This is a genomic window from Xenorhabdus yunnanensis (assembly GCF_028598805.1).
GTDB classification, from domain to species: Bacteria; Pseudomonadota; Gammaproteobacteria; order Enterobacterales; family Enterobacteriaceae; genus Xenorhabdus; species Xenorhabdus yunnanensis.
Genome location: NZ_JAQRFI010000028.1, coordinates 21,369 through 41,872 on the forward strand (window position 1 = coordinate 21,369; position 20,504 = coordinate 41,872).

19 protein-coding genes and 4 pseudogenes are annotated in these 20,504 nt (G+C 36.0%); 11 read left to right on the forward strand and 12 right to left on the reverse strand.

The window, feature by feature from the left end; genetic code table 11:
- Positions 1–45: 45 nt before the first annotated feature.
- Positions 46–354, reverse strand: a complete 309-nt coding sequence (gene ccdB / locus PSI23_RS12690) for a type II toxin-antitoxin system toxin CcdB (RefSeq protein ID WP_273555437.1) — start codon at positions 352–354, stop codon at positions 46–48.
- Positions 355–573, reverse strand: a complete 219-nt coding sequence (gene ccdA / locus PSI23_RS12695) for a type II toxin-antitoxin system antitoxin CcdA (RefSeq protein ID WP_273555438.1) — start codon at positions 571–573, stop codon at positions 355–357.
- A 678-nt stretch (positions 574–1,251) separates the two neighbouring features.
- On the opposite strand from ccdA, the gene PSI23_RS12700 reads away from it, so the two are divergent.
- The 4 genes from PSI23_RS12700 (at position 1,252) to PSI23_RS12715 (ending at position 6,276) form a co-directional block, all read left to right on the forward strand.
- The gene (locus tag PSI23_RS12700) at positions 1,252–2,193 is read left to right on the forward strand and encodes a Kdo(2)-lipid IV(A) acyltransferase (protein WP_273555439.1); all 942 of its coding nucleotides are present in this window, start codon (positions 1,252–1,254) and stop codon (positions 2,191–2,193) included.
- 635 nt (positions 2,194–2,828) lie between these two features.
- Positions 2,829–4,364 carry a peptide MFS transporter gene (locus PSI23_RS12705; protein ID WP_273555440.1) on the forward strand — a complete coding sequence of 512 codons (1,536 nt, stop codon included), beginning with the start codon at positions 2,829–2,831 and terminating at the stop codon, positions 4,362–4,364.
- 138 nt (positions 4,365–4,502) lie between these two features.
- Entirely contained in the window at positions 4,503–5,438 is a 936-nt protein-coding gene (locus PSI23_RS12710) for a LysR family transcriptional regulator (protein ID WP_273555441.1), read from the forward strand.
- Between the two features lie 205 nt (positions 5,439–5,643).
- Positions 5,644–6,276, forward strand: coding sequence for a LysE family translocator (locus tag PSI23_RS12715; RefSeq protein ID WP_273555442.1), 633 nt, complete (start codon positions 5,644–5,646; stop codon positions 6,274–6,276).
- A gap of 244 nt (positions 6,277–6,520) precedes the next feature.
- Here the strand turns inward: PSI23_RS12715 and PSI23_RS12720 are convergent, their stop codons facing one another.
- Complete coding sequence (locus PSI23_RS12720) at positions 6,521–6,964, reverse strand: hypothetical protein (protein ID WP_273555443.1); 444 nt, start codon at positions 6,962–6,964, stop codon at positions 6,521–6,523.
- A gap of 173 nt (positions 6,965–7,137) precedes the next feature.
- Here PSI23_RS12720 and PSI23_RS12725 point away from each other — a divergent pair, with 173 nt between their 5' ends.
- The gene (locus PSI23_RS12725; protein WP_273555444.1) at positions 7,138–7,926 is read left to right on the forward strand and encodes a PhzF family phenazine biosynthesis protein; all 789 of its coding nucleotides are present in this window, start codon (positions 7,138–7,140) and stop codon (positions 7,924–7,926) included.
- A gap of 164 nt (positions 7,927–8,090) precedes the next feature.
- Here the strand turns inward: PSI23_RS12725 and lldD are convergent, their stop codons facing one another.
- Complete coding sequence (lldD, locus tag PSI23_RS12730) at positions 8,091–9,233, reverse strand: FMN-dependent L-lactate dehydrogenase LldD (RefSeq protein ID WP_273555445.1); 1,143 nt, start codon at positions 9,231–9,233, stop codon at positions 8,091–8,093.
- Between the two features lie 109 nt (positions 9,234–9,342).
- Between lldD and PSI23_RS12735 the strand changes: the two genes are divergently transcribed.
- Positions 9,343–9,597, forward strand: coding sequence for a hypothetical protein (locus PSI23_RS12735; RefSeq protein ID WP_273555446.1), 255 nt, complete (start codon positions 9,343–9,345; stop codon positions 9,595–9,597).
- A gap of 166 nt (positions 9,598–9,763) precedes the next feature.
- Here PSI23_RS12735 and PSI23_RS22765 read toward each other — a convergent pair.
- The 7 genes and pseudogenes from PSI23_RS22765 to PSI23_RS12765 all read right to left on the reverse strand — a co-directional run.
- Positions 9,764–9,932 (reverse strand): annotated as a pseudogene (locus PSI23_RS22765) (LysR family transcriptional regulator); the annotation flags it as partial.
- A gap of 184 nt (positions 9,933–10,116) precedes the next feature.
- Positions 10,117–10,896, reverse strand: a pseudogene (locus PSI23_RS12740) (polysaccharide lyase).
- A gap of 245 nt (positions 10,897–11,141) precedes the next feature.
- Positions 11,142–11,744: an RBBP9/YdeN family alpha/beta hydrolase gene (locus PSI23_RS12745; protein ID WP_273555448.1), complete on the reverse strand. Its 603-nt coding sequence runs from the start codon at positions 11,742–11,744 to the stop codon at positions 11,142–11,144.
- A 375-nt stretch (positions 11,745–12,119) separates the two neighbouring features.
- Complete coding sequence (locus PSI23_RS12750) at positions 12,120–12,875, reverse strand: thioesterase II family protein (protein WP_273555449.1); 756 nt, start codon at positions 12,873–12,875, stop codon at positions 12,120–12,122.
- 395 nt (positions 12,876–13,270) lie between these two features.
- Positions 13,271–13,813 (reverse strand): riboflavin biosynthesis intermediates N-glycosidase, encoded by a 543-nt coding sequence (gene ybiA, locus PSI23_RS12755; RefSeq protein ID WP_273555450.1) that lies wholly within the window; start codon positions 13,811–13,813, stop codon positions 13,271–13,273.
- 210 nt (positions 13,814–14,023) lie between these two features.
- Entirely contained in the window at positions 14,024–14,476 is a 453-nt protein-coding gene (locus PSI23_RS12760; protein WP_273555451.1) for a DUF2335 domain-containing protein, read from the reverse strand.
- Positions 14,477–14,597: 121 nt separating this feature from the next.
- Positions 14,598–14,783: a Cro/CI family transcriptional regulator gene (locus PSI23_RS12765; RefSeq protein ID WP_273555452.1), complete on the reverse strand. Its 186-nt coding sequence runs from the start codon at positions 14,781–14,783 to the stop codon at positions 14,598–14,600.
- Positions 14,784–14,881: 98 nt separating this feature from the next.
- Here PSI23_RS12765 and PSI23_RS12770 point away from each other — a divergent pair, with 98 nt between their 5' ends.
- Complete coding sequence (locus PSI23_RS12770; RefSeq protein WP_273555453.1) at positions 14,882–15,595, forward strand: LexA family protein; 714 nt, start codon at positions 14,882–14,884, stop codon at positions 15,593–15,595.
- Between the two features lie 197 nt (positions 15,596–15,792).
- On the opposite strand, the gene PSI23_RS12775 is transcribed toward PSI23_RS12770, so the two are convergent.
- Positions 15,793–16,194 (reverse strand): hypothetical protein, encoded by a 402-nt coding sequence (locus PSI23_RS12775; protein WP_273555454.1) that lies wholly within the window; start codon positions 16,192–16,194, stop codon positions 15,793–15,795.
- A gap of 508 nt (positions 16,195–16,702) precedes the next feature.
- Here PSI23_RS12775 and PSI23_RS12780 point away from each other — a divergent pair.
- The 4 genes and pseudogenes from PSI23_RS12780 to PSI23_RS12795 all read left to right on the forward strand — a co-directional run.
- Positions 16,703–17,056, forward strand: a pseudogene (locus tag PSI23_RS12780) (transposase); the annotation flags it as partial.
- 54 nt (positions 17,057–17,110) lie between these two features.
- A pseudogene (locus PSI23_RS12785) lies at positions 17,111–18,184 on the forward strand (type I restriction endonuclease); the annotation flags it as partial.
- A gap of 1,025 nt (positions 18,185–19,209) precedes the next feature.
- Positions 19,210–19,803: a lytic polysaccharide monooxygenase gene (locus PSI23_RS12790; protein ID WP_273555455.1), complete on the forward strand. Its 594-nt coding sequence runs from the start codon at positions 19,210–19,212 to the stop codon at positions 19,801–19,803.
- A 141-nt stretch (positions 19,804–19,944) separates the two neighbouring features.
- Positions 19,945–20,340 carry a VOC family protein gene (locus PSI23_RS12795; RefSeq protein ID WP_273555456.1) on the forward strand — a complete coding sequence of 132 codons (396 nt, stop codon included), beginning with the start codon at positions 19,945–19,947 and terminating at the stop codon, positions 20,338–20,340.
- The last annotated feature ends 164 nt before the right edge of the window (positions 20,341–20,504 follow it).

Below are 20,504 nucleotides of genomic sequence, written 5' to 3' on the forward strand. Positions count from 1 at the left end.
TGAAGCAGAAAAATGGGTGAAGTGTTCAGGATCACTCAAAGTATATTAAATTCCCCAAAACAAAAGGTTAAGCGCATCCTTGATATCCGATGACCATTGGCTTAGATCAGTGATTTCTTCACCAATTACGCTTTCTGGTACACTTGAAAGTTCTGTCGTTAAAAGTCGGTAATTTCCATCTCTGATTTGCACAATGGGGAATAGATGACTGCTTACCTTGTTTGAAAAATGATGCGCTTCAACCAAAGGAATAACCATTCGCCTACCTAATGTTTCAATGATATCGCTTTGTACATCGACAAACATGCTATATTTGCTGCCACTCCGTTTGTATTGATAAACAAAAAATTGCATTTACCAGTTCCTATTTTCATCAGCAAATGAGCCATACTGTTCGATAAATTGAGCCACCTCTTCCATTCCTTTTCGATTCTCTGCTTTCCAATTTTCAGCTTTGATACGTTGAGCTTCTTTAATCATAGCTTCATTAACAAAACCTGAAATATTGACACCTGCGGAACTCAGGATCAGATAATTTTCTTTATCAACTGTTACGTTAACTCTATGTTTCATAGCACACCCCAGACACACATCTTAAATACACATTAAAAGTATGTATTCAATGAATACAAAAGGCAACTTAATTTTTATTAGTACGCTTAACCGTGTTCAGGGTCGGTAGATTATGGCTTCACCTAACCTGAATTCTTTGGCTAACTGTCCTATAGGGATTCCGGTTATTTGCTGAGCATAAATTTCTTCTTTCATTGTCTCCGTTAATTTTGTGGGGTGCCCAAATTTGACTCCATTCTCTTTGGCTTTAATGATTCCTTCCATTTGACGTTCACTGCATAAATCGTTTTCAAACTCAACGTGTTATTTATGTTTCTCTATCACGCCAGTAAAGTGAGAATAATAGCCATAATGTGCCTCTGATATCCTCCTAATAATATTGACTACAATGCGCTAAAAAACAGTAAAACCTTGCCAAACAGTGAACCATTCGAATAAATTATCGTCAGATTAAGTCTTTAGTGCCCCAAAATTTCGATATTCCACTAAAAAGTGTCACAATACGCCGATATAACTTTTAGAGCCCATCTCATTCAGGCATCTATAATTGCAGACTGATTGAACACGAACTACGTACAGAAGCCGGAGCGTATAGGTCGTCAATTAAGGATAAATACGCAAGGATTATGAGCGCAGTACCGATTCAAGATCGATAAATAACAAACATACTGAAAACACATGATACAAGCACCTCCTTTTCGTCGTTCACTTTTACATCCCCGTTACTGGCTGACTTGGCTAGGTATCGGCATACTTTATTTACTGGTTTTACTGCCTTATCCAGCAATTTACTGGATGGGAACCCGACTTGGTCGGCTATCACAGCGCTTTTTGAAAAAACGCGCCAAAGTTGCAGAACGCAATCTGGCACTTTGTTTCCCTGACATGCCAGCCGAGAAACGGCATGAATGGTTAGTCAAAAATTTTGAATCTGTTGGAATGGGTGTGTTTGAGACCGGAATGGCCTGGTTTTGGCCAGATTGGAGGATCAGACGCTGGTTCAACGTCACCGGACGGGAACATATCCAAAAAGTGCAATCTACAGGTCAAGGGATTATCGTCATTGGGATCCATTTTCTGACATTGGAGTTGGGAGCACGTATTTTTGGCATGCTGAACCCAGGTATTGGAGTTTATCGTCCAAATGACAATCCAGTCATGGATTGGCTACAAACTTGGGGACGGCTCCGTTCCAATAAGTACATGCTGGACAGGAAAGATGTTAAAGGCATGGTCCGATGCCTGAAAAATGGTGAAATTGTTTGGTATGCCCCTGATCATGATTATGGCCCACGTAATAGCGTATTTGCTCCATTATTTGCTGTTGAGCATGCAGCAACCACGACGGGAACCTCAATTCTCATCCGTTTGGCCAAGCCCGCACTGATTCCTTTTACTCCTCGACGATTACCTAACGGACAGGGCTATGAGTTGGTTATTCAGTCCGCGGTAGAAAATTTTCCTCTAAAAAGCGAAGTAGAAGCTGCAACATTCATGAATAAGGTAATAGAAAAGGAGATTATGCAGGCACCTGACCAATATATGTGGTTGCATCGCCGTTTCAAAACCCGCCCCGAAGGTATGCCATCTTTGTATGGTGATAACGATAATATTCACTGATAAGCACAATCTGGCTGTTATTTTCTCAATAACAGCCAATACCTATTCTCACCCCCACTTCATAAATGTTACAAAATTATTAATGAATTAATTCTTCCTTGCCATTGGAAAATTTTAATAAGCATTATTTTTTACATTTTTTAAATATTTTATTAACCCAAAAAATTTCTGAATTTGTTTACGTTTCTACAGTATTTCTGAGAAATTCAACGATAAATCTATGGTCTTTATGTAATATCTCGCCATTTAAGAACACATTTATATGCGTAACACACGAAAAGATCACAATAAGAATCAATTAAAAAATAATTATTTGTTTTATAAGATTTTTAATAAAAAACATTATAGAAAATAGAAAAACATTTAAGTCAAATTTTCCCCTCATACAGCAACTATTAAATTCTAAAACTGAGATTCTTATCGACTTTTGTTCTAAAAAATGGAATATAAAGTAGAAAATGTGCTTTGTGCCGATTAAAAGCACAAAGAACATGTTAAAAATACACCAACAATTAAGTAATCAGTTTTATAAGAACATGTTAACAAGAGCAACAATATGCTTATAAAACAACCTCTTCATTTTAACTTGTAAAGCATCTCCATCATATAGATGGATTTTTAGGAAGAATTATTAAATGCAATCTTCAACCAATAATGGAAATAGCAGAACCTTTTTTGGGCACCCTTATCCACTTAGCTCCCTTTTTATGACAGAAATGTGGGAACGATTTTCGTTCTATGGCATTCGTCCCCTTTTGATTTTATTTATGTCTGCCGCAATCTTTGAAGGCGGTATGGGAATACCACGTGAACAGGCCTCAGCAATTGTCGGGATTTTTGCTGGCAGTATTTACCTGACATCCTTACCTGGCGGCTGGCTGGCCGATAACTGGCTAGGGCAACGCCTTGCCGTTTGGTACGGTTCTATCATTATTGCCTTGGGCCATCTCTCAATCGCCCTCTCAGCAATCTGGAGCAATAATCTGTTCTTTATTGGATTGTTGCTCATTGCACTCGGCACTGGCCTGTTCAAAACCTGTGTCACTGTTATGGTAGGAACACTGTATAAAAAAGACGATCCTCGCCGTGATGGTGGTTTCTCCCTGTTTTATATGGGCATCAACATAGGATCTTTAATCGCTGCACTAATCACTGGCTGGTTGGTGAAAGATTATGGCTGGCACTGGGGCTTTGGCGTCGGTGGATTAGGTATGCTGGTCGCTTTGTTGATTTTCCGTTTCTATACTGTTCCTCTGATGCGTAGTTATGATAAAGAAGCAGGGCTAGATTCCACTTGGGATCGCCCAATGGTAAAACGCAAAAATGTTGGCAAGTGGATCAGTGTAATTTCAATAGTTGCCTGTATAATTGTTGCACTTTTGACGATGGGAGTCATTCCATTTAATCCAGTCAAAGTTGCTAACTTGCTGGTTTATGTCATCTCCTCAAGTGTAATTCTCTATTTTGCCTATCTATTCCTGTTTGCTGGATTAACCCGCAATGAGAAAGTTCGCTTGCTCATCTGTTTCATCCTGCTGGTTTCAGCCGCTCTATTCTGGTCAGCATTCGAACAAAAACCGACATCATTTAACTTATTTGCCAATGACTATACTGACCGAGTAGTACTGGGTTATGAAATTCCTGCTGTCTGGTTCCAGTCAATCAATCCGCTGTATATCATCTTGCTGGCCCCAATCTTTAGCTGTTTGTGGCCTACATTGGCAAAACGCAATATGAACCCAAGCAGTATTGGTAAGTTTGTCATTGGCATGCTGTTTGCTGCAGGTGGTTTTACAATCATGATGTTCGCTGCTCAGAATGTACTGGAAAGCGGTAGTACAGTTTCACCACTATGGATCGTTTTCAGTGTTCTCTTCCTAACCCTTGGTGAGCTTTGCCTTAGCCCAATAGGGTTAGCAACTATGACGGTATTAGCTCCTGCGCGTATGCGTGGGCAAGTCATGGGATTATGGTTCTGTGCCAGCGCATTAGGCAATCTGGCTGCGGGCCTGATTGGTGGCAATGTACGTGCAGATAAATTGGATAGCTTACCTCAGCTATTCTCTAACGTATCTCTGTCATTGGTGATTTGCTCCGCTATTTTGCTTGTTTTAATTATTCCTATCCGCCGTTTGACGAGCAGTCTGCATAAAGCAGAAACAAAATCTTAAGTAACCTAATCCTTGGTTAGCCGTCACTAATATCTCCATTCCTAATTCGGAGACACTTAGTGACGGTTTGTTCTCTTTGACATAAAATATCGAATACATAAAATTATTATCAAACGTTTCATATACGGGCAGCACACCTTGAATAATTACAAATTATTGCCAGCGTTAGTGTCAATATTGCAAACACTTAATCTCACTGAGTCTTCAAAACAATTAGGTGTTACACAGTCAGCAATGAGTAAAACATTACATCAACTTCGTGAGGATTTTCATGACAAAATTATTGTGAGAGAAGCAAATCAATTTATTCTCACCAAAAAAGGAGAAAAATTGAAAGAGAAACTTCCCGTATTGATGCAACAATTAGATAATCTATATGCACCAGAGTTAATGGAACCAAGCTTTTGTGAGAGAAAATTCACTTTAGCTTCCAGTGACTACGTAGCCCAAGCCATTTTGCCATCTATATTTTTCAACATTGAAATTGCTGCTCCCAACGTAAGTATTGAATATAAATTGTGGCATAAAGACAGCCTAAATAAGCTTGCTGAACAAGACGTTAATTTAGTCGCAACTATTGCCGATTCTATACCTGATAATTTATACGGTAAAAGGATGGCAGAAGATCAACTTGCCGTTGTATTTAGAAGTGCTCATTCCAAAGCTAATAGTGATATGACTATTAACGACTATATTGAAGGCCGGCATATTTTAATTAGTGGGGGAGGAGATAAAGACAGCCCTGTCGATCACGCGTTGTCAATGATGAATCTTAATCGTCATATTTCCGCTACAGTCCCCTTTTTTCAAGCTGCCATTGAGCTCTTGTTAAAAACAGACACCATGCTAACCATACCATTGCATATTGCTGCTGATTTTGCGCAAGACTATGATTTACAAATAAGACGCTTACCTATTGATATTAAAGAACAACAATACTATTTACTATGGCATGCGAAATATCACCAAGATCCAGAACATAGATGGTTTAGAGATATCTGTTTTCCTCTTATCAAAAACCACCTTGAAAGAACTATCGAGCACGGTATGAAATTAATTCATACCCATAAGTAGTTTTTGCGTCTTTTATATATAATCTTCTTAAATTAAGATAATCAACACTTCTTCACATAAACACTAGTATCAGTGATTTTTAATTCTATGCCCTTTATCTTTCGAGTTACTACTTTTTTTGTCACGTAATAACTCGAGATTTGTTGGGTTAAATTTATTTAAAAGACTTTCTACAAAGTAGATTAATACAATTACGGTAATAAATATGCCTTCTATAGAAACACTAGTTACATTTATCAGTATGTCAACCTTTCTATGCTTCTTGCCTGGTCCTGATAATGTTTTAGTTTTGAATCAATCTGTAATAAATGGACGTAAATCAGGAATATTAATCACCATTGGTTTATGTGTTGGATTAGTAATACATACATCTTTAATTTCATTAGGTATTACAGCAATAATACAAACCAATACGGTAGTTTTAGACGTTATCAGATTACTTGGCGTGTTTTATTTAAGCTATCTGGCTTGGGAAGCTTTTAAGGCAAAGCCTATTTACCTGACAGGAAAAAATAATACTCTTCATGATAAAAAGAAATTAATTAAAAAAGGATTGATAATGAACTTATCAAATCCAAAAGTAATTATTTTCTTTTTGGCTTTCTTGCCTCAGTTCACTACTGACAACGTTATAGGTATTTCAGTCTCTCTTCAATTATTATATCTAGGATTGATATTTGTTGTTATTGCTTTTATTGTATTTACACTAATGTCCTATTTATCCGGTTTTTTAAACGATGTGATATACAATAAAACCTCAATACAAACTGCACTTAATAAAGCTACATGTTTAATATTTATAGCATTAGCCATTAATTTATTTCTTAGCCAGTTTTAAACAAAAATACATCATGTTATATATTTAACACCATCAAAGCACATGCTTTGAGTCATATCTGTACAATCTAATCAGATCAAATGTAAATACCCTGCTTGTTAACCGCTTAGGGCGTGTCCGGTGCTTTCACAGAACATTATGTTATTGAGGGGGGATTACTGAGGAGCATCCTCTGGTTACAGTGAACTACAAAAAGCTGCTTTGTAGCTCACTAAATGAATAAGATCAGGAGTTAGTAGCTTTATTAATAAGAGACACAAGCATCTGCAATATCAGCATAGGAATAGCCATTTCCCTGCTCTTTCTCTAATTTCTGCCTTGTTTCTCTATAGCAGCGACGTTTATTCTGTTCTTTGAAATGCTCCATAAATTGGTGTTGTTTCGTATAGGGGGAAACGTTAAACTGCCCCTCATCCCAATTATAAGAAAATGCTAAGCTGTTTTTCTGTTCAAATCTATTATTGTATTCTTTCCGTTCATTCTCCCGCTTCTCAGCTAAGGCATTATCTTCAGCCAGTTTCTCCGTATTCCAATTTCCAGGGTTCAATTTGTCTCTCTTTTTCAGGTACTCTTCTGAAGGTTTGTTATCCGCTGGTATATCACTTTTGTAACTCAAATCCAAAGCCAGAGCTTGAGAAAAGCACACTGACAAAATAAAAAATAGGCAATAAGATCCTTTGATTTTCATATCTTTCCTTAGTGGAACTATAACAATGAATTATTATTTAATAACCATTATCACCTAAGGTCAATACTCCAATTTATGTACATTTTGCATTCAAATAAGATAACTCTTTACAAATCAATGTAGTTTCAACATTCTGTATCCGGTTTTTTATTACAAAAATAAGTGAGATTCTGATGCATTCATACCCCATTTACCATGTTGATGCCTTTACCGAAAAATCGTTTTCTGGCAATCCCGCCGCTGTTGTTTTGCTGGACAAATGGCCATCAGATGAAATACTGATTTCCATCGCTGCCGAAATTGGTCTTCCAGAGACCGCTTTTCTGGTAAAAAACCATCTACGTTGGTTTACACCCAAAGTCGAAGTAGATTTATGTGGACATGCAACATTGGCAACCGCGTTTGTTCTCATAACACATCATAACCACCAAGATCAGTTACTCATATTCAAAAGCCGCTCTGGTGAACTCCGAGTTTCTCATCAAAATGGTATTTTCACATTGGATTTCCCTGCCGCCGATTGTCATGAAGAAAACGCTCTCATCCCTGTTATCCAAGATGCTCTGGGACAAAATGTTTCCGCCGTGTTCGCCTCATATGATCGTTATATTTGTGTTTTGGATTCCATAGAACAGATCATCAATACCCAACCTAATTTTACTAAGATTGCTGCCCTGTCCTTGCCAGGACTTGCCATTACGGCTCTTGGTGATTCATCTTCTGATTTTGTTTCACGCTATTTTGCACCAGCCAAAGGTGTCAACGAAGATCCTGTCACAGGCTCCAGCCATTGTGTTCTCGCGCCTTTCTGGGGAAAACGGCTTAATAAAACCGAACTTCATGCTCGCCAATTATCCGAACGAGGTGGTGAGCTATTATGTCGAATAGAGGGAGATCGTGTTTACCTGACAGGTAAAGCAAAGCTTTTTTCACATGGTGAAATACTGCTTGAGGATATATAACTTCTTATTTTTGATAAAAAATCGACACGAAACCACAATAGATGAAAGCTATTAACAAGAATGGCAGGGATACCGCCCTATTGGTATTTAAAGGACGAATAAAAGATGGTCAGCAGGATAAATTCTGCTGACCGATAATGGCAACCATCCGCCATTTGTCTTGATTAATCTTGATTACGTATCAGCAAATCCGAGTTAATTTCCGAGATTGATCTCGCTCCTGTCAAAGTCATCGCCACCCTCATCTCTTTATCAATCAGATCCAGCAAATTGGAAACGCCAGCTTCACCTGCCGCCGCCAACGCATAAACAAAAGCACGACCCAACAGAACACTATCAGCGCCCAGAGCAATCATTCTCACCACATCCAATCCTGTTCGAATACCGGAATCAGTAAGAATAGTAATATCATTTTTGACGGCATCCACAATCGCAGGCAAGGCTCGTGCCGTTGACAGAACCCCGTCAAGCTGACGCCCACCATGGTTTGAAACCACAATACCATCTGCCCCAAAACGCACAGCATCTTTAGCATCTTCTGGATCGAGTATGCCTTTGATAATCATTGGCCCTTTCCAAAAATCACGGACCCACTCCAAATCTTTCCATGAAATGGATGGATCAAAATTACTTCCTAACCAACCAATATAATCTTCTAATTTGATCGGTTTGCCGCGATATACAGAAATATTGCCAAGATCATGTGGCTTGCCACACAATCCCACATCCCAGGCCCATTGAAGATGAGTTATTGACTGCAAAATACGACGCATAGCCGCATTTGGGCCACTCATCCCAGAATGCACATCACGATAACGTGCTCCGGGAACCGGCATATCAGCGGTAAATACCAGATTTTTGACTCCTGCAGCCTGCGCTCTTTCTAGTACATTGCGCATAAAACCACGATCTTTCAGTACATAAAGTTGAAACCATATCGGACGATCTATGGCAGGAGCGACTTCTTCAATCGGGCATACTGATACAGTCGACAGAGTAAATGGAATCCCCTTTTTGGCTGCAGCACGGGCAGCTTGTACTTCGCCACGACGTGCATACATTCCTGTTAATCCTACCGGAGCAAGTGCCACTGGCATTGACATTTTTTCTCCGAATAAGCTAGTTTCCAGACTTAATTCGGACATATCCTTTAACACACGCTGACGTAATTCAATATTGGATAAATCTGCGGTATTACGTTTAAGAGTATGTTCTGCGTAGGCTCCGCCATCAATATAGTGGAACAGAAAAGGCGGTAACTTAGCTTGTGCTGCAACCCGATAATCAGTTGGAGCGGAAATAATCATAATATGTACCTTAATATTGAAAAGTTATTATATTGAAAAGTTATTCGCTCATTTTTCAAGATGCCAAAATCAAGGCCATAACAGCCGCAATTCCTCCATAGACACCAACATGGGTAAAATTATCTTCTTCATAAAAGCAAAAAAGGATGGAATACCATTATGTTTGGTCATCATCCAAATCAACAGGACAATCGGAGCAATGCTAAAAAACAAGGGCATAGAATCCTCAATTGATTATTTTTATAAGCTACTAAATGTAGCTGAAAAGTTAATTCTTCATAACAGCGCCATTATAATCACAACTTTCCCTAAGCTCCTACGCTATGATTTTTTACCTATTGGAAATAATATAAATTTTCAATAATTATCTCTCTAAACTTAAAAATAGTTAAGCCAATAAAAATCAAAGAGATAAATAATGTTTTTTGGTTAAAAAAATATATAGATCACATTAATTAGGCATGAATTTTCAATAGACTATATCTAAAAATAACATATGCCGATCATTCACATTTTGGCAGAGAAGAATATTAGAAATAATGACTAATGTTTTTGTAAGAAATCATGATATGTTCAATAAGCCTACGGATTTTCAAGGGAAAATTTTGAGTATAAGGATAAACAGCGTAAACACCTAATACTTTTCCACTACATTCCTTAATGTATATCCACCAGTTTTCCTGCCTGCAAACCCTCGTACTTCAATGGCGCTCAAGGCGGATAATTTAAACTCTATAAGCAATAAATCAATAACATCTTCACGTGCTATAAAAACACTAAATGGCTCACATACTCTGGCATGTGAGCCACAAAAAATCATTCTATTTTTACACATTATAAGAATACACAACTTATTTTTTAATATTTGGCGCTTATTGAATTATTAAATATAATCAGGCTTTCTAACACTAACAATAAAATCATCAAAATAAGCATATTGCTCCACTGGTGGAGCCCAATCCAACGTAGATCCACCGAAAAAAGAACTCCACTTTATCGCATCAATGAAAACATCTTTTTCATTTCTCAATTTAAGGTTATTGGTTCTAAAAAACTATTTATTATCAATATATTGTATATAAATACCATCATGCTTACCGATACTATTCAGTTTTACATATTGTGTCAGGGTATACCAAACTCCTTTCTTTAAAAAAGTTTTTAATTTAACATAATCGCCACATCGTTCCTTCTTTTCAGGATAATAGAGATAACCAAATAACTCTCCTTCTTTTCTCCACATTAAGCGACTGCTGAAACCATCGAAACTATCATTATCAATACAACCTGATGGATGATCACCACCAGACAAACCCGGTAATTTTCCACCTTTGACCCACATAAAATCCTTACTGAACATCACCCTATATTGTAACCATAACGCTTCATGCTCACCATTAATCGGTGCATTAAATGAAGTTCCGGCCTCAGAGCCGACAGTATTGGCGAGATAAGTAAGCTCTAACACTTTGTTTCTATCATCTTGAGGATCAATAACGATATTTAACCTCCCCTGATTAAGGCCAGATGATGAAGTAGGTGAAATACCCCAGTCAGATTTAAAATTTTTTGGAGAATATTTCCCTATCTTGTGCTCAAAATCCACATTAACCAAATCATCATTATTTTCACTAGAAACGAGAGAAGAATAAGTTGGCACCATAATTAACTCCTTATTAAGTTATATTTATATTTCCGCATAAAACTCCATGCAACATAAAATAATTTCAGGAAAATCATTGAAAATATATATTCATATTGTCTCTATTTAAAACAATAGTCAAACCTTATAGCCGATTAACCACATTTAAAATAACTCACTGGTCTTTTATATTTAATATATAAATACTCCCACCCTCCAGATTAAACCAATAGACTGGAGGACTGTAAGATAGCATTTATTTATGTTTATTCTGATAACATATTTTCCAAAATATCATAGACAGGAAACAGGTGAGTAAACCCATCTCTATCAAGAAAATGTCCACCATTATCAACATTAATCACTTCAGCTTGTAAAGAACGAGCCAACTCTCGTGAGGAGAGTGGAGAAACAATTTCATCATTAGAAGAAATGAGTGAAATACGGTGTTCGGTTATCCCACGTAAGAAAGCATAATCTAATAGTTCAATAGTAAAAGAGTTTAATTCTGGTAAAGTAATTTGGGGAGAATCAAATCCAGAGACCAAAATATATCCACCGATATGAAGGTGCTGAGAACGTATCGATTCTAAATGCCGCAATACAGTAATACACCCGAGACTGTGACCAATAAAAATCGTGTCTTTGTCTGCCTCCGGCACGATATCCATCAATATCTTAGCCCATGCTTCAGGTTTAGGGGCTGATGATTCAGGCATTGTAGGCACAATAACTTCTGCACCTTGTTGATTAAGCTTTTCTTTTAACCAAGGAAACCAATTTGATGAAGGTGAAGCAGTATATCCATGAACAATAATTATTTTTTTGCTAGAGAACCAACTATCACTGCTTATTTTTTCTGATATCATTGTCTTTATCCCACTTAATAATTCATCCACTCAACGGAGGCAAAACACCTTATTATTAAGAGATTGTGACTGATATAAGTCAATGACTATATACGTAATCACAGGTTAGTAATTACTTAAATTATACATCCAGAATAATATTCTTTACATTTATACTAAAATCAGCGGGTTGCTCTATAAGAAACATCTGGTCATGGTTTTTCCGTTATAACGTACCATCTATTTTTTATAAATACTTATACTCCGTATTTGAAATCTATATGAGACAACTTCCTTGTTGAGTTTCACCTGTTTTTCCATTCATTAAATTACATTAGCAATATCAATCAGTTAATAATTAACTTTCAAACAGTATCAAAAGCGATAGCCTCAGGCTTATCCTGCTAATTTTCTGGCCTGTTTTTCGAGCCAAGAAATTACTGTACAATTATTAAACAAGTAAAAATGCCCTCCTGTGAAAATCTGTTGCTTTACTAGGTTAGGTAACACAGGGCACCACTCCGCCAACCGAGAAACAGGCACTCTATTATCCTGAGCTCCACCTATCACATGGGCTGGGACATTCAACTTTACCTTCTGTAATCGAGACAAAGAATCCAGTAAAATTAGATCGTTTCTCATTGTTTCGATCACATAATTACGCAATTCAGGGTTAGACAGAACATTTGCTGGCGTTCCCTCACATTGTTCAAGAATATTCAAGACATAGGAGTCAGAATATTCCTTACATGGCTCATTTTTGAAACTTTCGGGATCTATAAAACCGCGGGCAGAGATAATGAGCGCTAACTGCTTTTCTGGTAATTTACTCTCAAGTCTACGAGCAACCTGATAAGCAAGTTCAGCTCCCAAACTGTGTCCAAACAGTAATAAAGGTTTATCCTCTCCTAATCTTAAACGCTTTATTGAAGTCAGGATATCGGACATGACAGTTTCAACATTCAACTGAAAAGGCTCTGAAACTCGCATTCCCCTGCCAGCCAGCTCCAGACAATAAACCTCAATAAATTCCGATAACTTGTAAGCCAACTCGATGTAAGAAAAACAAGAGCCTCCGGCGTGATGTAGAAATAACAACTGTACTTTAGCTTCTGGCCTTTTAATCGCAGAAAATAAAACTGAATCAGACAAGTTTATGTTCCTTTAGCAGTATAAATGGGAAAGATCTCGTGTGAATAGAAGTTGAATTATGTTGAACTGTAAGCATCGTAACTCCCTGATAATTTTCATTTCTCGAAAAAAATAAAAGGTATTCCATTAATCTTCCAAGCGATTTCTTTATGCTTACACTGTAACTTTGAATCGATTAAATATTAATAACTCTGAAAGACACTCATTACACATAGAATAATAATTATTCACTTATTTTTCTATAACAGAAAAAATTGATTAGATTATAATTATTAATTAACTAGAAATGTCAAACCTGATAGCGTCACGTACAGGACGATCGAAAATCAGTAAATCTTGCTAAAATAAGTCATGAAAGATATAGAGCCCCCATCTGGCAGGCTCTATATTTTAACTTATTCCTTTAACTTATCGCGTACAGCCATCAGTGCAAATCCTAATAAGTTCAGACCATCCCATGTCAAAGGATTATTGATATTAATGGCGTTTTCTGCTAATCCGATCCCCCAAATGCGGTCAACAGGGCTAGCCTCAACTAATATTTTATCCCCTGTATTCAATAAAAACTCTGCCAATGACTTGTTTTGAGAAAATTTTGCCAAGTTCCCTTCAATCACTATTTTTAACCGATATTCATCCCAAATCGATTGGTTAAACCCACGTATTTCACGTCCATATGCTTTTGCTGCCCCTGGCGTTTTAGCATGGATAATTTTTTTCAGCACTTCGGGATCATTAAACAAACGGGCTTTCCCTGCCATCATATAATGTTCCGTACTGGCATATTTTACATCATCAATAGTAAATTGAGCCGGATACCACTGGCTTAAACAAGATTTGGTTATGTGGTTAGAATGATTGGTTTTATGCCCCCAGAAAAAAAGATATTTCAGCTTCTTTCCTGATTGGTATAAATCACATAAAGTTCTAATATCCATATTAACTCTCTATAACACGCTAATTTATCTTTAATACATAAACGCTTCCTATCATACAAAAATTTTTATGTTTGTCGATGTATATTATGTCAGTTTCATTGATATAGAATAGGAATAACAAAAATAAATTAAAACAAAAGTAACTAATGTAAAAGATAGTAAGTGAAAATAATCACATATTTTTAGATAAATCTTCATATTATTCTGAAATCATTTACTATTTGATTTACGACCAATAACAAATACAGCAGCCAACCCCACCAAATCAATTGTAATTAAAGTACCAGCAAACAACATTTCTCCTCTAAAAGCAAAGACAGTCGCTACGATTAAGATAAATATAGCAATGAAAAACCCCATCCATTGCCCTCTTCTATCTCTATTTATCATTCCATCCAGCGCCTTACTCTGCTTTTCATGTTGAAAAACCTGTTCTTTTTCTCTCAGAGAAAACACTCTTTCAGCATAACCCGGTAAAATTGACTCATAACTCTTTAATACTTCAGGGGATGGAAATGAATCAAGGCAATAAGAAATTTCTTTATTTTCGAGTAAATATTTATTTGATGAATCAACATCTAAAGCATCGCAGTAATCATTTGTCGGCATAATATCGAGAATGCTCCCTATCGCTCTGAAGTAATGACTAATGTTAGAGTTCACATCTTCTCCCCAATAATATACACAAAAAACACTTTAATAAAATCAGTGAAATAATTAAGTTCAATCTATAATAGAGATGAATTAATCATACCTTTGATATTTTCGCTGTTCACAATACACCTTATTTTTGACTAGGAAATGGTCGACATTCTTCAGCTTTGTAGGTTCCATCTTCCTGACGAATCAAAAATATTTTACGCCCCGCACGCAATGCCTTACTGATTGCAGTTTGATGAACTCCCACCAAACGCGCTGTGTTAGCTTGACCATTCAACTTTACATATTCTGACAATGGGATTTTTTCCATGTGTTTCCTCCTTCGCTCTAAAATAATATCTAAAGTAATAAATATTTCAATACTTTTAGTATTTATCATTTTAATAGCGTTGGTATTAAAATGAGTGCATGAAAAAGAAACTTACAGCAGAACAACTTGCAGATGCAGCACGCTTAAAAGAACTATTTGAGTCCAAGAAAAAGCAGCTCGGCATCTCTCAGGAAACGCTTGCAGAAGAAATTGACAAGACACAAAGTGCAATTTCACACTATCTCAATGGGATTAACGCCCTTAACTTGGAGATGGCAACCTATTTTGCCCAAAAATTGAAAATTCGGATTGCAGATTTCAGCCCATCTCTGGATAAACAAGCAAGGAAACTCGTCACTGTTCTCTATGGTGATAATGCTGCATTTGCTAGTCAAATACCCTATCGCAAACAGTACCCGCTACTCGACTGGATAAATGCAGGTAATTGGTGTGAAGATCTCACGCCAAAATACCAGACAAACCGCATTGCAAAGGTATATGAAACCTCTGTTGAATGCTCACAACGTGCTTTTTGGCTGGAAGTAAAAGGTGATTCAATGGTATCACCGAATGGACTAAGCATACCGCAGGGTATGATCATTTTAGTTGATCCAGAAGTTAAACCAGTCCCCAACAACTTAGTAGTAGCAAAACTCGATGGAGAGAAAGAACTGACTTTCAAGCAACTGATTACAGAAGGATATGATACGTTTTTAAAACCATTAAATCCTCAATACAACATGATTTCCCTCAGTAATCACGTGAATATTGTCGGGGTAGTTGTGGAAGCTAAGGTTAGGAGATTGCCTTAAGTTAGGCCATAAAATGACTTAACTATCTATAATTTTATCATTAGAATTGCCATTTCTTAGCTGTTTTCATTGCCCCAGTTACTATAGTAAACTATATTTCTGGGGACTTATTTATCTACCACCACTATACTGCTTGAAATCTATGGTCAAGATCATAAAAATATTTGGTGATATCACATAATATTATATGAATATAATTATATAATAACGTAATAAAAAGGAGTTTCACCTATCTGCTTTAATTGAATATGTTTACTTCTACTTTTTGTTTGATAAACATCATCATCTAAATATTGCTCTACAAGGTTATCTAATTTAGTAGAGTTTATCCCTTTAGTAACACCAACAGCCCAAATACTTCTTAGTTTAACCTCAGATTTTCTAATTTTGCTTATCTTATCCAAATCAGAAACCATATTTCTGACACATGCAGTTGGATTCGTATTTTGTTTAAATTCAACGGCCATATATGTATCCAAAGCCCATCCCTTTTTTCTTAAAATGAAATCAGGTTTTAGGTGATTTTGATCCTTTATTTTTCTATTATCACATTTAAATGCATATTCCCTCCACCACTCATGCTCTGTTTGAGAAAGCATATAAGAAAACTCAACTTGAAGCCATACTTCCCAACCTGTGATATTCCCTTGTTCAAGGAGGTGAAACTTATTACAAATCTCATCATCAGAAAAAAATCATCAAGCAATGAACTCAAATGTTTAAAATCCCGATCTATCATAATAAACTCCCTTATTTCAACCCAATATTTATAATTTTTCTTTATCATTACTGATGATAGATAAAATATAATACACAAAAAAGACACCAATCCATTTTGACAAAACAAAAACAACACTTAAATTAAATTTTCATCATCAAATAAAAACTTATAAATAATTTATTATTATAAATTCAATTTGAACGCAATTTAACCATAATGAAGACATATAAATTTACACATATCAATATCTTCTTCTTGCGTGTAATCATCCACAAATGAATTTCAATCAATACATTCTTGTTCGTACTTCCTCACTCAAACGGATATAATTTCTTCAGTTGCCTGTATGATATCTTCTTGCGAAGCATCTTCATGATAACAACACGCATCACCACAATGTACTTATTACAAGCGGTACCACAGCGGATTGCTCACAAGCTGAGGTCTTGATTGAAGGAATAGATGCAAAACATTTATTAGCGGATCGGGGCTATGACAGTAATACCGTTGTTGAACAAGCAGAAAAACAAGGCATGGAAGCGCAAATTCCCAGCCGCAAAAATCGCAAAGTGAAACGAGAATATGATCGGGAACTCTATCGACTCAGGCATTTAGTTGAAAATGCTTTTCTTCATCTTAAACGCTGGTGTGGTATAGCGACCCATTATGCCAAAAATAGTGCATCATTTCTTGCTGCTGTTCAGATCCACTGTCTCGCTCTTTGGCTAATAATTTTATGACAATATTATTTAGCGACAACAAATAAAATATAAGAGATGTTTTAAAAAATAAGTACAACTAAACAGACATTAATATTACCGTTTCTAGATATTCTCGGCTTTAGTCCGTATGACCCTCAAAAAATTAAAGCCGAATATGGAGCAGATTTTCCCGGGGTAAAAGCGAATGAGCGGGTTGATTATGCTTTGTTCTGCCAAAGTGTGCCTGTCATGTTTATTGAGGCAAAAGGGTACAACGAAAAACTAGATAACCACTGTCCTCAGTTATCCAGATATTTTAACTCCACTCCAGAAGTGACTATTTCGGCAATTACAAATGGATTAGAGTGGCGTTTCTTTACCGATTTAAAACAAAAAAATGTAATGGATCCTACCCCATTCTTACGTATTAAAATGGATGAAGTTAGCGATGCCGATGTAAGTCAACTCTATCGATTTAGACACGATAAATTCAAGCCGGAAGCACTAATAACGCTGGCAGAAGAAAGTGTTTACCTATCTGCTTTTACTAAAACCATCAGTATTAGCTTGAGGGGCGTTGATAGTGAGTTTGTAAGATACGTTACCAGTAGATCTAATATCGAACGCCAATTAAACCAGCGTTTTATTGAATCAATCACCCCGTTGGTAAAACAAGCAGTTGAGAAATCTGTTAGTGCAATGGTAGTTTCCGGTCTTTCAAATAAACATGTTCCAATTGATGGGATTCAAGACGAAATAGAGCATCAAGATAATCCGAAAGAACCAGATGAGATAGAAGATCCAGACAACCCCAATATTGTTACTACCAAAAACGAATTAACTCTGTATGAAAAAGCAAAATCAATTGTCGGGGATACCGTCGACTTGCAATATAAATATACACAATCTTATTTTAGTGTTCTTTATCAATGAAAATCAAACAGATGGATAATAAGATATTTTGACAAGAAAAATAAACCTTATATCCAAATACCTATTGAGCTAACTGATATATTAGCCAACGAAGTTAATAGGGCTGGATTATCCGCTAATAACTCAAGAATCTTTATAGATGTTCCAGAAAATATATTGAGGATAACAGGTATTATCCTTGATGCATTTGAGTTCGTTAAAAACGACAATAACTTTAGAAAGAAATCGCAATAATTATACCAGCAACTACTCGATGGCTTTTCTGTTCTAGTATCTTTCGCTATTCCGTCTAAAATGCCTAATTGGTCACATATTTAACAATTTGTAAAAATAAATAAACTTTAAAAACAAGCAAATGTGGATTTTTATAAGCATTTATTTATCGAATTAAACAAGTAATATTTTTTTTATAAAGTATTTCTTACATTACTTAATCATCTCTCTCTGTCAGGATAGTTAGCATACTCATTACCCGCCGGAGCGGATTGAATATGATGAATCTGTATATTTGGTTCTATCGTGAATTTCACCTAATTTAATGATTTTGTCAACGGTCTGAAAGACTCATAAAGCTATATCTAGTAAAAAGCATAGCTGGTGACGATTCTATATTCTTTGCTACTGATCATTCAACCCATGGAAATGAATAGTTGAATTTAGAGCTTATATAGATCTCGCCAAGATTATTACCTCAAGCGAAAAAATTTATTTTTGCTCACAAAGAATAACACCTCTTTCCGATGATGAAATCCGACAATTTATTTTAAAATACTTAGCACAGATAATTTTTACCATTTAGTTTATCATATTGATAATACCACATATTATAATCGCAAAAATATCATACCTCTGCTATTTTTTAAGGTTAGTTAATTGCATATTCTTCTATTTGGGTCTACTTTAATTTATGTGTACTAAAAATCGCACTTGTTTAGTACACCCTCATTTTCTTCTTATTTTTATTTCGCTCTTTTCCTCCCTGAACTCAGGGAGGAATTTTTATTATAAAAAAATCTATAAAATAGGATTTCTCCTATCGTCCGTAATCATGCCAAAGCCAGTGACAACCATATTTCTCAATATTATCTTTCTGGTATACCCATATCATAAATTAAGTATTTATAATTAACTAATTTTGTTATAAATATTTCTGTGCATTTCTGTAAGAAACAAATTAAATTTCTCAAACTTATTAACATATCAACAAAAATTAAATTCCCTTATTTTACAGTCAAGTATGGAAAAATAGGAAATTCATCATGAACATTAAAAAGTCATTACTTTTGGTGGGATTGACGGCTTTTAGTGCGATCCCACTTTCTAGTATTGCCAAACCAACTTCGCATCATGGATATATTGATACACCACCAAGCAGAGCACTTTTATGTCAAAAAGACATCAATAAAAACTGTGGGCCTATCATGTATGAACCACAGTCAGTTGAAGGCCCCAAAGGCTTCCCTCAAGGAGGGCCACCAGATGGACAAATCGCCAGTGGTGGTGTTGGTCAATTTAAACAGCTCAATGAACAAAGTGCAGACCGCTGGCATCATGTTATTATTAATAAAGGAAGCAACGCCTTTAAATGGACAATAACAGCCCGCCATAGTACCACTTCGTGGCAATTTTTTATTACTAAACCCGACTGGGATCCAAATAAACCCCTAACACGTGCTCAATTTGATTTAAAACCCTTCTGCGAGCGTTTTGATCATGGAAAAAGTCCAGCCCAAAACGTTACGTTAAACTGTGATGTTCCTGACCGCTCAGGGTATAATGTTATTCTCGGTGTATGGACAATTTCTGATACAGATAATGCCTTCTATCAAGTTATTGATGCTGACATTAAATAATATTTTTTAATGAGGATAAAATTTTATTTATAAGTATTATGTAAAGATAAAAAGTGCTGACTATTTATCAGCACTTTTCTCTAAAAAAATTATTTTCAGATAAGGTATATTCCTCTATCCAACTCTACACATAGAAAAAATATGAAACAATCAACTATTCTTAGAATTGCCAGACCAACAGATAACCTTACTAAAATTGCAGAAATGTATTGTCGTGGTTTGAATTTCACCATACTAGGAGAATTCAAAGATCACGATAGTTTTGATGGTATTATGTTAGGGCATCCCAACCACTCCTGGCACCTTGAATTCACTCATCATCACAATACACTTGTTGGTAAAGCTCCAACTGAAGATAATTTATTAGTATTTTATATAGAAGATGAACTTGAATGGCAGGAACAGATAAAATCAATGCTAGATGCCGGATTTATTCCGGCTCCTTCTTATAATCCTTATTGGGATAAGAGTGGAAAAACTTTCGAAGATATTGATGGTTATCGCGTTGTATTGCAACATGGAGCATTAGAAATTTAGTTATTTATTTTATGATTGTTGGGCCACTCAAAAAATTATTCTTTATCATATTGAGCATTTATTCAATTAATTTATTAGTAACAGCTTGGTCGTGTATAGCGCCATCAAATCCAAGCTTTATATCCATCATCTTTCAAGTTGCGGTGTTGCTGGTTGCATTGCAA